This is a genomic window from Streptomyces sp. NPDC052079 (assembly GCF_040680275.1).
GTDB lineage: Bacteria > Actinomycetota > Actinomycetes > Streptomycetales > Streptomycetaceae > Streptomyces.
Genome location: NZ_JBFAWL010000015.1, coordinates 88,753 through 101,797, shown reverse-complemented (window position 1 = coordinate 101,797; position 13,045 = coordinate 88,753). Strand labels below are relative to the sequence as shown.

The 13,045-nt window shown below is 70.4% G+C and carries 16 protein-coding genes and 1 pseudogene; all 17 read left to right on the top strand.

The genetic code is table 11. The features are described from left to right. Window positions 1–156 precede the first annotated feature (156 nt). The 17 genes and pseudogenes from AB0L56_RS21810 (at window position 157) to AB0L56_RS21730 (ending at window position 12,494) form a co-directional block, all read left to right on the top strand. Window positions 157–962, top strand: a pseudogene (locus AB0L56_RS21810) (transposase family protein). 88 nt (window positions 963–1,050) lie between these two features. Continuing rightward, window positions 1,051–1,470 carry a hypothetical protein gene (locus AB0L56_RS21805; RefSeq protein WP_365425488.1) on the top strand — a complete coding sequence of 140 codons (420 nt, stop codon included), beginning with the start codon at window positions 1,051–1,053 and terminating at the stop codon, window positions 1,468–1,470. A 100-nt stretch (window positions 1,471–1,570) separates the two neighbouring features. Next, window positions 1,571–2,008, top strand: coding sequence for a hypothetical protein (locus tag AB0L56_RS21800; RefSeq protein ID WP_365425486.1), 438 nt, complete (start codon window positions 1,571–1,573; stop codon window positions 2,006–2,008). After that, the gene (locus tag AB0L56_RS21795; RefSeq protein ID WP_365425484.1) at window positions 2,005–2,793 is read left to right on the top strand and encodes a hypothetical protein; all 789 of its coding nucleotides are present in this window, start codon (window positions 2,005–2,007) and stop codon (window positions 2,791–2,793) included. The genes AB0L56_RS21800 and AB0L56_RS21795 overlap by 4 nt, the downstream gene beginning before the upstream one ends. Then, window positions 2,790–3,692, top strand: coding sequence for a relaxase/mobilization nuclease (locus AB0L56_RS21790; protein WP_365425482.1), 903 nt, complete (start codon window positions 2,790–2,792; stop codon window positions 3,690–3,692). The genes AB0L56_RS21795 and AB0L56_RS21790 overlap by 4 nt, the downstream gene beginning before the upstream one ends. Continuing rightward, complete coding sequence (locus AB0L56_RS21785) at window positions 3,652–4,356, top strand: hypothetical protein (RefSeq protein ID WP_365425480.1); 705 nt, start codon at window positions 3,652–3,654, stop codon at window positions 4,354–4,356. Before AB0L56_RS21790 ends, AB0L56_RS21785 begins: the two co-directional genes overlap by 41 nt. A 24-nt stretch (window positions 4,357–4,380) precedes the next feature. Further along, on the top strand, window positions 4,381–5,139 hold the full coding sequence (locus AB0L56_RS21780; RefSeq protein ID WP_365425478.1) for a hypothetical protein: 759 nt from the start codon (window positions 4,381–4,383) through the stop codon (window positions 5,137–5,139). A 270-nt stretch (window positions 5,140–5,409) separates the two neighbouring features. Further along, window positions 5,410–5,784 carry a hypothetical protein gene (locus tag AB0L56_RS21775; protein WP_365425476.1) on the top strand — a complete coding sequence of 125 codons (375 nt, stop codon included), beginning with the start codon at window positions 5,410–5,412 and terminating at the stop codon, window positions 5,782–5,784. A gap of 17 nt (window positions 5,785–5,801) precedes the next feature. Beyond that, the gene (locus AB0L56_RS21770; protein ID WP_365425474.1) at window positions 5,802–6,209 is read left to right on the top strand and encodes a hypothetical protein; all 408 of its coding nucleotides are present in this window, start codon (window positions 5,802–5,804) and stop codon (window positions 6,207–6,209) included. Between the two features lie 276 nt (window positions 6,210–6,485). Continuing rightward, entirely contained in the window at window positions 6,486–6,872 is a 387-nt protein-coding gene (locus tag AB0L56_RS21765) for a hypothetical protein (protein WP_365425472.1), read from the top strand. After that, complete coding sequence (locus AB0L56_RS21760) at window positions 6,869–7,672, top strand: DUF317 domain-containing protein (protein WP_365425470.1); 804 nt, start codon at window positions 6,869–6,871, stop codon at window positions 7,670–7,672. Before AB0L56_RS21765 ends, AB0L56_RS21760 begins: the two co-directional genes overlap by 4 nt. A 31-nt stretch (window positions 7,673–7,703) precedes the next feature. After that, complete coding sequence (locus AB0L56_RS21755) at window positions 7,704–8,057, top strand: hypothetical protein (RefSeq protein ID WP_365425468.1); 354 nt, start codon at window positions 7,704–7,706, stop codon at window positions 8,055–8,057. Continuing rightward, window positions 8,048–8,872 carry a DUF317 domain-containing protein gene (locus AB0L56_RS21750; RefSeq protein WP_365425466.1) on the top strand — a complete coding sequence of 275 codons (825 nt, stop codon included), beginning with the start codon at window positions 8,048–8,050 and terminating at the stop codon, window positions 8,870–8,872. The genes AB0L56_RS21755 and AB0L56_RS21750 overlap by 10 nt, the downstream gene beginning before the upstream one ends. A 240-nt stretch (window positions 8,873–9,112) precedes the next feature. After that, window positions 9,113–9,472 carry a hypothetical protein gene (locus AB0L56_RS21745; protein WP_365425464.1) on the top strand — a complete coding sequence of 120 codons (360 nt, stop codon included), beginning with the start codon at window positions 9,113–9,115 and terminating at the stop codon, window positions 9,470–9,472. 2 nt (window positions 9,473–9,474) lie between these two features. Continuing rightward, complete coding sequence (locus tag AB0L56_RS21740; protein WP_365425462.1) at window positions 9,475–10,251, top strand: DUF317 domain-containing protein; 777 nt, start codon at window positions 9,475–9,477, stop codon at window positions 10,249–10,251. A gap of 32 nt (window positions 10,252–10,283) precedes the next feature. Beyond that, window positions 10,284–12,074: a TraM recognition domain-containing protein gene (locus tag AB0L56_RS21735; protein WP_365425460.1), complete on the top strand. Its 1,791-nt coding sequence runs from the start codon at window positions 10,284–10,286 to the stop codon at window positions 12,072–12,074. A 141-nt stretch (window positions 12,075–12,215) separates the two neighbouring features. Then, window positions 12,216–12,494: an XF1762 family protein gene (locus tag AB0L56_RS21730; protein WP_365425458.1), complete on the top strand. Its 279-nt coding sequence runs from the start codon at window positions 12,216–12,218 to the stop codon at window positions 12,492–12,494. The last annotated feature ends 551 nt before the right edge of the window (window positions 12,495–13,045 follow it).

The following is a 13,045-nucleotide window of genomic DNA, read 5'->3' as shown; positions in this document are numbered from 1 at the left end:
GAACTCCCGCAAAACTCCCCCCGAGAGCACCTGCCAGCCTATTCGAAAAAGCGTCTACAGCGCGTCGTCACCACTAAGCCTCTTTCATCCTGTGCTGGTGGGTGAAATGGGCTGGTCAGCGGGTGTGGTGACGAGACAGGGCCCCTCGTCGTTCGCGTGGTGATTCCACTCAACACACTGGCGACCGAGGGGCCCTGTTGGTCGACGTCCCGCACGCGCACGTCTCGTGGCTGCTGTACGAGCACCGTCCGAGAATGAACACCCGTTGGCGCAAGCTCGGTTGCTTCAAGCAGGCGCTGCTTGCTCTCGTCCATCTGCGGAAGAATGAGAAATTCGCTCAGCTCGGAGCCAGTTTCGGGATATCCCAGGCAGCCGCCTGGCGGTACGTTCGATGAGACCGTGGACATCCTGGCCTCCTGGGCGCCCGGCCTGCACGAAGCTCTCACCGGCCTCGGCGAGGGCGACCACGTCATCGTCGACGGCAACCGGATCCCCACCGACCGAGTCCGCGCGGACGAGCCGTACTCCTCGCAGAAACACCGCAAGCATGGCATGAACGTGTAGGTCATCGCTGCCCCGAGCGGCACCCCGCTGTGGCTCTCCCGCGCGACGCCCGACCGCACCCACGACCTGACCTCCGCCCGCGCCCACGGCATCGTCCAGGCATGCCTCACAAGGCAGATTCTCGTCGTGGCCGATCGCGCCTACCAAGGTGCCGGCGCCACCTTCCGCACCCCGTACTACCACCGCCGCGAACAGCCGGAGCACTACCAGCAGTTCAACCGCCACCACTCCCGACTGAGAGCCCCGGGAGAACGCGCCTTCGCGCACCTGAAGTCCTGGCGACTGCTCCGCGAGCCAGATGCTCCACCCGCCGCATCAGCACCGCCGTCCGGGCCATCCATACCCTCATGAACTGCGACTATTCAGGACAGAAGAGGCTCAGTGACACCAAGTCCTAACGAGGTTGCTCACGACAAGACGCCTTGAGTGACTCCCGAACTCGCGCCGAAACGGCATCCGCGGAGACTGAGGCAGCCAGGGAGCCCCATGACCACGCCGATGCGCACCCATCCGAGTGAAGTGCAGATAAGCACCGACTGCTGGAAGGCGGCGCGCGACGCCGACTCCGCGTCCAAGGAAAAGCGGCTCGCGGCGAAGCGCGCCGAAGAGCAGGAGGCAGCCGCCACCTGGGCCAAGCAGTTCGACATGCCGCAACTGGAGGGCCCGGAGAAGGCACTGGACTGGGGTGAGCGCTCCCGCCATCAGCTGATGACGGCCGCGCACACCGCCCTGGTTGTCGAGGGCAGTTGGGACGAGGCGGACTGGGCGGAGCTGGAGGAGAAGGCCCGCTCCATCACCCGTGCAGGATGGTGGATCGACCAGCGCGACTCCGAAGGCACTGACCTGCTCGAACTCCTCGACGCAGCCACCGAGGCGGACCGCGGGACGGAGAACCCGTTCCGCTGACGACGGGGCAACATAGCCGGGAAACGCCGGTTAGCCAAACCGGCGTTCCTCCGGACTATTGATGCTCCCACCCCGCCAGCCATCGCGTGGAAGGAACCGCGTGCTCCCTCCGTCCTGGGATCATCAACCTACCCCCGTCACCGCCCTCACCCCCGACCCGCTCACTCCCACCCGAGATATCACCCACGCCCACTTTCAGGCCGGGGACACCGTCGTCGTCCTCAAGGGGGTGGCCGGCGGAGAACTGTGGGGAGACTCCATGCGCATCGTCGCCCCCTCCTGGCACACCCCCACCGACGAGGACGGATGGCGACTGCGTGATCCCACCGGCGGTGCCCAGTCCTACGTCACCGCTCACCCCCGCTACCTCGTCCACCTCTCGCGCCGCTGCCCGGACTGTCTGATCTACCTGCGGGCCATGGAAGACGCCCTCCTTACGCGGTTCGCTGGCCGCGACGAACCGATCGACTGCGGCTGGTACACCACCACCGCCCTGGGCCAGCTCGTGCACACCGCAGACACCAGGGGCGGCCGGTGACTCCCCCCACGAACCGCCCCGACCGTGCCGGTGCGCTCCACAAGGCCAGGGCCCGAGCCACCACAACTCCGGACGATCCTTCCTGGCCGCTGCGGCTGGCCGAAGACCTCCGCGGCATCCGGGCCGACTGGAAAACCTCAGCCGAGGTGTGCGCGGACGCCGCCTGGGCGGCACGGTCAGCCGGCCGCAGCGTCCTGGGCCTGCTGTCCCCGGAGGATGTCCTCGCAACGGACCGTGATCCGATCACCACCCGCACCTTGGCGCAACTGTACCTGAGCGCCCTGCGGTTCGACTTCCGCTGCCCCACACTCCAGCGCCTCGTCGAACAGCTCGCGCAGACCGCGCGTCAGCCTCTGGACTGCTACACCCGTGCCCTGTACGCCTTCGCGCTGCTGGGCCAGTCCCGCCCCGAGGGCCTGACGGTCATGGACGAGGTCCTCGCCACGGCCGAGGAGCACACCAAGACCCTGCACGTCCTGCTGCACGGACTGTGGCTCGGCCAGGACCTGGACGAGGGTGCGGAGCGTCTCCTGGCCCTCAGCTCCCGGCCCGCCGTCGCCACCGGCACCGACCCGATCGTCCTCTTCCGCGTGGCGGGTGCCCTGAGCCGGCTGGGCCGGTACGACGAGGGGCTGAGCGCCATCGACAGTGCGATCGACTGTCTTCCGCCGGGAGACATCTCGGTTCACGCCGACCTGGTCCGCGAGCGCTCGCTGCTCTGTGCAGCCCGCGACCTTCATCAGCACCGGTCACCCACCCGCACGTCGAGCGGGGTGCCGTCATGATCCCCCGCCTGCACGCAAGGGCCCACTCGCCGCGCGAACCGCTGGCCGAGGCGCTCGGGCGGTCCCTTTCCCCGAACGAGGGCCTGACGGAGTACACCGTGGTCGCCCACTGGCCGGGCCTGGACTACTACACCCCGGACGACGAGCAGAGGACCTGGACGTCCGTTGAGTGGGCCGAGCACCTCGAAGATCCCTACTTGGAGAACCCGTTCGCTGCCAGCCCGGACGATGACCGGCACGCGATCCTCCATCTCGACGTCCGGCTCCACCCAGACGACCGGGAGCTGACAGGTCCCGAGTGGTCCGAAACCGCTCACCGGTTCGCGCGGGCCGCCGGTATCGAGGTACCCGGCGCCGCAGAGCACGGTTGGCGGTGGATCGCTGTCCAGGGCCAGCCCGGGCGTCTGGATCTGATCGCCAACCTGGTCCACCTCGACGGCACCTGGCGCATCCCTCCCGCCGACATCCTGCGACGGCTCGCGGACGAAGCGCGCCGCATCGAGCAGGACCTGAACCTGATCCCCGTCCGCACCGGCACCACGCAGTGGTCCGCTGCCCGTACGGTCCCGACCGCATCGGCGCAGCTCGCCGGCGTCCTCACGCAACTCGCCGACGAGCAGGCCGGCCCGCTGGCCACGGTCCGCGGACTCGTCGAGCACACCGCTTACCGGATCGCCCGCCAGCCGGGGGCTGCCGGCACGGACACGGCGCACCGTCTGGGGCTGATCGCCCGCCGCCTCCACGCGATTCAGCAGGACCTGGACGCCACTGCGGCCCATCTGGTCCAGCCCCGGGCCGCCGCCGCACCGGCCGCGGCCCAGCGCACCGCCCACCGATCTCCGCAGGAGAAACATCTCTTTGCCCCGCACCACCGGCCGCTTCCTGGACATCCGCCGTGACCCGTACTCCGGCAAACTCCTCGCCTACGGCGGCGGCCTTGAGGCACACAGCATTCTCCAGCGGGCGGGTTTCGTCGCGGTCGTTCGCCTCCACGAGACCTACCACCGCGCACCCGCGGGCCTGACCGAGGACGACGAGTCCCGTCTCGCCACCGAGGCCGTAGGGCGCCTGCGGGCCGTCGGGTACCACGTCGACTGCGACGAGCGCTTCAACACCGAAACCCGCCCCGCGGCCTACCCCACGCTCGGCGCCTCGGTCTCCCACCTCGCCGAACGCCTCCGCGAGGCCACCGACACCGCCGAGGCAGCCGACATACTCATCGAACTCACCGCGCCCCACGACGGCATCCTCGCCGGATTCGAGGAAACCCTCAGCGCCTTGGCGGAGTTCTTCGACGGCCTCGGCGACGCGAGCGATCCGTACACCGCCCGGCGCCTGCGCTACCTCGCCGACGAATACGTCCGCGTCATCCACACCGACCTCACGCACACCCGCGAACGGCTGGCCGACCGGCACGCCCCGCACCCCGGCCGCCGAGCCTGCGCCGAACAGGTCCCCGACCACGAGCCCGAACGCTCCACGGTGTGCGCCTGCCCGCCCCCGCCGCGTGCACTGCCGGCCCCGGCACCGCCGCCCGTCGGCGCCACCCGCCTGCGCCGCTGAGCCCCTCAACTGCCCAAGGACACCATGCACGACCATGACACCTCCGAACGCCTCGCCTCCTACGCCGATGTCCTCGCCGGCGAACTCCCCGACACCTGGACCAGCTCACATCTGACGGCCGAAGCCAAGGACGACCTCGCCGAACTCACCGACCGCATCTGGGACCTAGACCTGGTCGCCGCCTCCCTGACCGAACACCCCCTGCAGCAGGCGGCCGTTCTCAGCCGCTCTGACGGCGCCCAGCTCGTCCTGATCGACCGGCACGACGAACGCGACGGCTTCCTCCTCGCCGCCGTCGCCCCGCACGCCCTGCCGGACGAGGCGTACCGCGCCGTCCCCGAGCCCAACGGCATCGCCCTGGCGGACGACCCGTTCCTGAGTGCCGAGCAGGTCGCCGGCGATCTCCTCGTCCGCTACGACCGTGCACTCGCCCAGGTCCGGCAGAACGCACTGGGCGGTATCCAGCCCTCCCAGCCAGACCGGGTCGTCCTGACCTGGCAGCCAGACGGCAGCGTCGCCACCGCCCCCGCCGACGACCGGGCCGGCGGCATCCTCGCCGCCCACGGCTTCGTCCAGGACCCGCACAGCGGCATCTACCGCCTAAGCGGCGACGACACCCAGGCCCAGGCCCGCGGGCTGCGCGAGATCGGCCCACAGCTCGACGCGCTCGGTATCGGCACCGCCCTCCAGCACCCCGCTGGGCGACATGCGCCCACCTCAGTCCCGGCCTCCAAGCCGCCGGTACCGGCCAGCAGGCGCACGCCGACCTCCAGGGCTCGTTGAACCAGACGGAGCCCGACTTCTGGGTCCTGGAGTACGTCACCATCACCAAGGACCCCCGCACCGGCCTGGTCGTGGCCATCGGCGGTACCGAGCAGGCAGCGGACATCCTCCAGCGAACTGGCGGCTTCCTCACCGCTCCCGGGCCCCGCGGGGACTACCACCGTCTTCCGCACCGCCTGCCCATCGCGGAGCAGCGCCTGAAGGGCGACCACCGCCTCGCACGCCCTGCTCGCCGCCGGCCACAGCGTCCACCTCGACCCGAGCCTGAACATGCTGGCCAGCCCCGACGGCGAACGTGACGCAGCCCTGCGCTACCTCACCCAGCTCGCCGAGCGGGCCTCGGCCGCCAAGACCAGCAGCGAGGTGGCCGAGGTCCTGACCGAGGTCGCTGCGCCCGTGCACGGGCTGCTGCCCCTGACCAGAGAAGTGATCGTCCGCGCCTGGATCGCCTCCAGTGATCTCCAAGGCGCCGCGCCCAGCAAGGAACCCGAGCCCGTCGCACGGCTCAGCAGCACCGCCAACTCCCTGAGCGAAGCCGCCCGCGTCATCCTGCACGCCCGCAACCACGCCGCCCGCCCGACGCAGCCGCCGACCACCGCACCGGCACCGGGCCGCGCATCATCCCCGGTATCCCGCCGCCGCTGACCCCGGAGAAGAAACGTATGGCCAATCTGGCCGACGAGTACGGCACAGACGTAGAGATCTACATCAAGGCCCTGACGACCACCATCCACGCCGACACCCCCACCGGCGCCCCCGCTGGACTCCACGACCTGCTGGAACAGCTCGGCCTCGAACGCCACGAATACCCCACAGGCGAGCCGCTCTACATCTGGCACACCGTGCCCGACCACCTCGATTCCGACGAGCAGAAACGCCTGGCGAACCGTGCCATCCCCGCCCTGCTCCTGGCCGGATACACGGTCAACTGCGACCCCGAGGTCTTCGACGAGGCTCTCTACCAGCAGGCCGTGCACCGCCTCCGGGCGCGCGCAGCCCGCCCCGCCCCGCAGCAACCGGCGCCCGCCAGTTCCCCCTCGCACTCCGCACCGGCCCGCCGCACCCCGTAAAGCACCCGGGCGACCCCGGCACCCCGCTGGGGCCGCCCACCGCCCCGCCCCGACTCCCGGAGAAACCCGTAGCAGCCCGCACCCTCCCACCGATCAGCCACCGGCTCAAGCCGCGCCTCGCGACCGCTCTGTTCCGCCGCTATCTGTGCGCCTGCATTCCCACCGGCCCCGACCGCACCGCACCGCTGGCCGGCGCCCGCCCGGAGGCCGTCCTCACCGAGACGCAGCGCGTCGGGCAGCGCCACCACCACTGACCGTCCACCGCCCTGGAGGAGCATGTCCCACCCCGCCCCCTGCCCGGTGAGACTGGCCGACGAGATCACCCGCCAGCTCGGCCAGCTCGCCGACCACCTCTCTCAGCTTCCCCCGCCCCAGGCAGCGCAGGTCATCGCCCGCGTCGTCGACCCGGACGCCGGAGTCCTCGGCGGCGTCACCCATCTCGTCGCCACCGGAAGCCACTTCGCCAAGGACCAGGCTGAGCAAGGCGCTCTTCCTGCGGAGGTGTGGCTCGCTCTGGGCCGCGCCTCGAACGAACTACACGACATCACCCTCGACCTGGACGAACACCAGGACACCCTTCAACGCGTCGGCACCCAGCCCGCCACCACTGCGGCGGCGAAGCCCCCGGCGCCCGCACCGCTCGTCGTACGGCGGCGCCGGTGAAGAAGAAGCAGTGGCAGGGCTGGGGGCCGGGCGAGCAGGCCGAGCAGCATTACCTCGTCCAGCCCCGTGCCCTGGCCGGCGGCGGGGACGTTCGGCACGTCTCGGAGTTTCTGCGCGCCTCGGGCTGGCGGGACAAGTCCAAAACGGAGGGCCCGCTGCTCATGGAGAGCCCGGACCGCGCCGTCCGCGTCGCCTACGACCCCTACGTCCTGCCCGGTGGATGGACCATCCACGGCCGGGCAGACGGGGCGAACGCCGAGTGGTCTGCGCACTTGGGCCGGCAGACTCCGGTGGAGATCGTCGCCGGTCTGACCGACGCCCTCACCCGTCCCCGCTCCGCACACGCCCCCAACGTCTGGGCACCTCTGCGGGAGCAGAACTGGCACACGCGGTTCGGGGGCCAGGACTATATGGCGACCAGCCCCGACGGCACCGCGTGGATGCAGTATCACCAAGGCGTCGATGGCTCGGCGATGTGGTGGACCGGAGCGCAGGACAAGCAGAGCAACGGCTGGACTGCCAACTTCACGCCGAACACACCGATGCACCTGGTCCAAGCCTTCTCAGCCGAACTCGCCGGCCCCGACCCCGTGATGCGCCCACGCGGACGCGTTCCGCACAGCGCCCAGATCCGTACCTGGTCGGTCTCCGTCAAGCCCTCCCAGCTCCGCGCGTGGCAACAGGCCCGGATCACGGCCGCCCGCGCCGCCACCTGGGCCCGCAACAGCGCCCGAAGCGCCCGGCCACGCACCACCGCCCGTCCCTACACCCCGGCCGGCGACGGCCGGACCCGCCGCTGACCTCTCTCCCCCCCCCGTCTCAAGGAGCCCGATGCCTGCCCCCACCCCGGACACCCTTCGCGCCCTGACCGAAACGCTGTCGGACGTCACCGAGTACCTGCGCGAGAATCCCGACCCCGCCGAAGCCCTCGCCCTCGTCGAGCCGCTCCTCGACGAGTACACGGGCCTGCCCGTCCAGCTCGCCGACACCCTGCGTGCCCTCGCCCGCACCATGCAGGAACACCAGGCCGTCCCGCGCACCGCGCACGTCAACCTCCTGATCGCCGAGCTACGCACCGCCGCCGGGGAACAGACCGACCAGCACACCCTCCACTACGTCCTGGACGAGCTGCGCGCGCTCCACGACGACGCCGAGAGCGAGCAGGGGTGCAGCCGGTGCCGTTGAGCGAACGCCAGCTCGCCGCCTTCGCCGACAAGCACGCCAGGCAGATCCCCTTCGACACCAGCCCCCGCCACCTCGCCGGCCCGGGCGACGCCCGCCACGTCACCCACGGCCTGGCCGCGGCCGGGTGGGCCACGGTCTCCGATCCGCTCAGCGCCGAGATCGTGATGGCCAGCCCCGATCACCGATACCGCCTGCAGTTCGACCCGCAGTCCGCCACCTCCGCCTGGTGGCGGCTGCAGGCCGCCCCCGCCGACAACGAACGTAGCTGGTACGCCGAGTTCGGTGAACTCGTGCCGGCCGAGGTCCTCGCCAGCCTCACCGATGCTCTCATCGCACCATCCTCAACTCAGCCGAACCCCTGGCAGCCGGTGACCAACGCAGGCTGGCAGCACGACGAGGCCGGGGCAGCGCACTCACCGGACTCGATGTGCCATATCGAACGGCGCCCGATGAGCGAGTTCCACGAGCGGCCGTCCTGGCATATCGAGGTGCGTGACGCCCGCGACGCGCAGTACCCCGGCCCGCGGATCTGGTACGCCTTCCTCGACGAGCACGTCCCTGATCACCTCGCCAGTGCCTTCCTGGGCGCGCTGACCGACCAGAGCCCGCTGCAGCGCGGCATGTTCGACCGCACCGCCCACTACAGCACCGTCCGGGAGCCGAGCCCGCTGCGCCCGCAGCAGGTAGTCGACGCCCACACCGCCCGGGTGAAGACGATCCGAGCACAGGCACGCGCCGTGCGCCGTCAGCAGACCGCGCCCCCCGCGACACCCCAGGCGCCCACCACCGCCGTCCAGCTGGCCTCCCGCCGCTGAACCGGAAGGACTTCCCCGATCTCCCGCACCACGAACCACGGCCGCCGCACCTCACTGCGGCGCCTCAACCGCTACCTGCGCCACAGCGAACGGATCCTGGCGTCCTGGGACGCCTTCACCGAGTTCAACACGGATCTGGACGGCTGGCCCTTCGACCAGGACGCCTACGGCCGCCGGGCCGCCGTCCGTGACGCAGACACCGCTGCCGCGTTCGCCAGCGTCCGCTCCGGCGCCCGCCAGTTGCTGGCCACCGCCCGGCTCCAGCTCCAGCACCTGCCCGCACACCTCACGCGGGACAGCTGGCCCGGGCAACTGACCATCCTGGAGGAGGCACTGAACCACCTCGACACCCTGGACGCGCACTGGCGCCAGACCCGGGCCCAGCTCCCCGAGGACGCCGGGCCGGGCAGCGAAGCGTACGTCGACACGCTGGACGAGCACCACGCAGAGTGCTGGAGCTATCTGGACGACTGGGCCTGCCACGGCCGCGTCATCCTCGACATCCAGGCCGCCGTACGCCGAGCACCGTCCCGGCCGAAGCGCCCGCAGCCTCCCGCCCTGACGCCCCGGCGCAGTGGACACGGCGCGAGGGGACGGTGACCATGTCCGACGGCCCCTCCAACGTCGACATCGACTACATCGCCCCGCGCCACCTGGCCGGCGGCGGCGATCCAGCCTGGATCACCGTCCCGCTCCACCGCACCTGCGGCTGGAGCTACGGTCACGACCCCCTGATGCCCCGCGTCCTGCTTTCCAGCCCTGACCAGAAGGCCCTCCTGCGGCTGGAGCCCGACCCCGACGGACGGTGGTGGACTCTGCAGCACGCCCCCGCGCCGAACCGGCCCGCCTGGTTCGCCTGCTTCGATGCCCGCACCCCCGTCGAAATGATCGCTGCGTTCACCGATGCGCTGACCGATCCCGCTGCCGGTCAAGCAGACAACTGGGATCCGCAGGAGCCGCTTCTGAAAGCGGGCTGGTCTCCGTCCTACAGCAACCACCGGCTCGCCTCACCCGACGGCACCGTCCGCGTCGAGGCCGACGAGACAACCGGGGCCTGGTGGGTCGACACTGCCCTCCGCGACTTCCGGGCTCTCCTGTGGCAAGCCCACTTCAGCGAGCACACCCCGCCGCACCTGATCACCGCGTTCACCGCCGCGCTCACCGACCCCCGACCGGTACCGCGCACCGCAGGCCCCTCCAGCTTCCCGACTCGCAACCCGGACCTCATCACCCTCTCGCAGCGGAAAGTACCCGCCACACAGGTCGCCGGTGCCCTGGAAGAACGCATCCGCTCCCTCGCCGCACGCCGATCCGGCCCGCCGGCGACGAGTACGCATCCTCCGCAACGGCCGCAGGCCGAGCGCCACCGCCTGTGCTGATCCCTCCGTCTCCACCTGGAAGCACCTAGCCCTTGCCCCCTTCCTCTTCCAGCAGCAACACCGATGGATACGACCTCGTCCTACGTCTCCTGCTCGGCGTGCTCTGTGTCATTGTCCCCCTGTCCCACCTGGCCTGGCTGTGCGGCAACGTCACCGCCTACCTCACCGAGGGCAGCTGGGTCCCCTACCAGCCGACCAACGCCTTGCTTCACCCCGAGCAGGTCTGGCCCGACGTCGGGGAGAAAGCCCTGCTCATCGGGGCACGCATCGTTCCCGTTCTGTTTCTTCTGACTTTCGGGGGGACGGCGGTCGCCCTGTGGGTCCGGCACAAGAACCGCGGCGGCGGCCGGAAGAAGATCACCGGCATGGCCAAGGCCCGGGACATCGAGCCCTTGATGGCCAAAGCGATCACCGACAAGGCCCGCTCGCTGCGCCCGAGCCTGAAAGACGCCAAGCACATCGAAGCCCGCGACACCGGCATCCTCCTGGGCAACCTGCAGAACACCCGGCACGAGGTGCGCATGGGCTACGAAGATGTGGCCGTCGCCATCATGGCGCCCCGTTCGGGCAAGACCACCTCGCTCGCCATCCCCTCGATGCTCGCCGCGCCCGGCCCCGTCCTGTTGACCTCGAACAAGGCCGCAGGCGACGCGTTCACCGCCACACACGAGGCCCGCTCACGCGTCGGGCAGGTGTGGTCGATGGACCCACAGCAGATCGCGCACGCCGCACGCGAGATGTGGTGGAACCCCCTCGCCAGCGCGAAAACCCTGGACGGGGCGAACCGGCTCGCCGGACACTTCCTCGCTGCCTCGGTGGACGCCTCCCAGCAAGGCGACTTCTGGTCGAAGGCCGGCAGCAACATCCTCTCCCAACTGCTGCTGGCAGCAGCGCTCGACGAGCGGCCCATCACCGACATCATGCAGTGGCTCGCCTTCCCCGCCGACCGCACGCCGCTGGACATCCTCCGCGACCACGACTTCGCCGCTGTCGCCGCTCAGCTCAAGGGCACCGTCGAGGGCCCCCCGGAAACGAGGGACGGCATCTACGAAACGGCCCGCCAGTACGCTGCCGCACTGCTGAACAGCGAGATCGCCGCCTGGGTCACCCCGCAGAAGGACGTTCCCGAGTTCCGCCCGTCGGAGTTCGTCACCTCCACCGACACGCTGTTCCTGCTGAGCAAGGACGGCGGAGGCGGAGCCTCGGCGCTGATCGCCGCGTGCGCGGACTCCGTGATGCGCGCGGCGACCGCCCAGGCCGAACGCGCCGGCGGACGCCTGGACCCGCCCATGCTGGCGATCCTCGACGAGGCCGCCAACGTGTGCAAGATCAGCGACCTGCCGGACCTGTACTCCCACCTCGGCAGCCGCGGGATCATCCCGATCACCATCCTGCAGTCCTACCGCCAGGGCCAGAAAGTCTGGGGAGACGCGGGCATGGACGCCATGTGGTCCGCCTCGACCGTCAAGGTCATCGGATCCGGCATCGACGACCCCGACTTCGCGGACAAGCTCAGCCGCTTGATCGGCGACCACGATGTGGAGACCACGTCCACCTCGCACTCGGAGTCCGGGAAGTCGACCTCGGTCAGTATGCGCCAGGAGCGGATCCTGCCCGCCGACGCGATCCGCGCCCTGCCCAAGGGCACCGCGCTGTGCTTCGCCACCGGCATGCGGGCCGCGATGCTTGACCTGCGGCCGTGGTACCGGGAGCCGGGAGCGGAGGAGTTATCCGCGGCGTCCGCCCGCGCGTCGAAGGCAATCACGGCTCGTGCCATCGCGAAGCACGCGCCGACACAGTCCGACTTCGGGACAGCCGCATGAGCAACGCCGCGCTGCACCTGGTGCCGGTCCGCTCCCGCGAGGCGAAAGACTTCGTACGCACCTGGCACCGACGCTGCCCGCCGCCCGCAGGACAGAATTTTCGCCGTCGGCGCCGCTGACGAGACCGGCACGCTGCGCGCCGTGGCCATCGTCGGTAGACCGGTGGCCCGTCACCTGGACGACGGCGCCACCCTCGAAGTCACCCGGACCGCCACCGACGGCGCCCGCAACGCCAACTCACTGCTCCACGGCGCCGCATGGCGGGCGGCGAAAGCCCTCGGCTACTGGCGATTGGTCACCTACACGCAGGACGGCGAGAGCGGCGCATCACTGCGCGGCGCCGGATGGCACACCCCGTCCCGCCCACGAGCCGGCCACGGCAACGACCACGTCACCCGCCTGCTGTGGGAAGCCCTCTGACCGGCTCCGTTCCTGCACATCAACAGACCAACCATCTTCACCTTGCCCCGTACCGCCCGCATCCTCCCGGAGTTGTCCTGCACACCGTCGACTTGACCCAACACACTCGCCTTCTCGGCGAGGTGGCCCCCGCCCTGGTGGAACTGTCCGCGGAGACGGCACGCATCCGGGAGGGCGAGATCGCCAAGCCCGTCCAGAGATCGCACCCCTCAGCCTGCGGGTGCACGAGCTGGCGATGCAGTGCACTCGGCAGGTTCACGACCTGTCGGTCAGCCAGTACCCCGCGATGAAAGACGGGGCCGACAACCCGGCGCACCTCGCCGGCGCCTGCTCCTAGATCTCACTCGCCGCCACACTGTGCAACCTCGCCATCCATCACCGCACCGAGATCCTGCTGTACGAGGACGCCGACTCCACCCCCGCGACCAGCCGTGATCAACTCCGCCGTGCCGGTGTGGAGATGCAGCGAGCGGCCACCACCTCACGCCGTGGCGCGAGGGCTCTCCCGCCGCCTCACCTCATTCTCGACGCGCGCTGAGGACCGGCAGCTC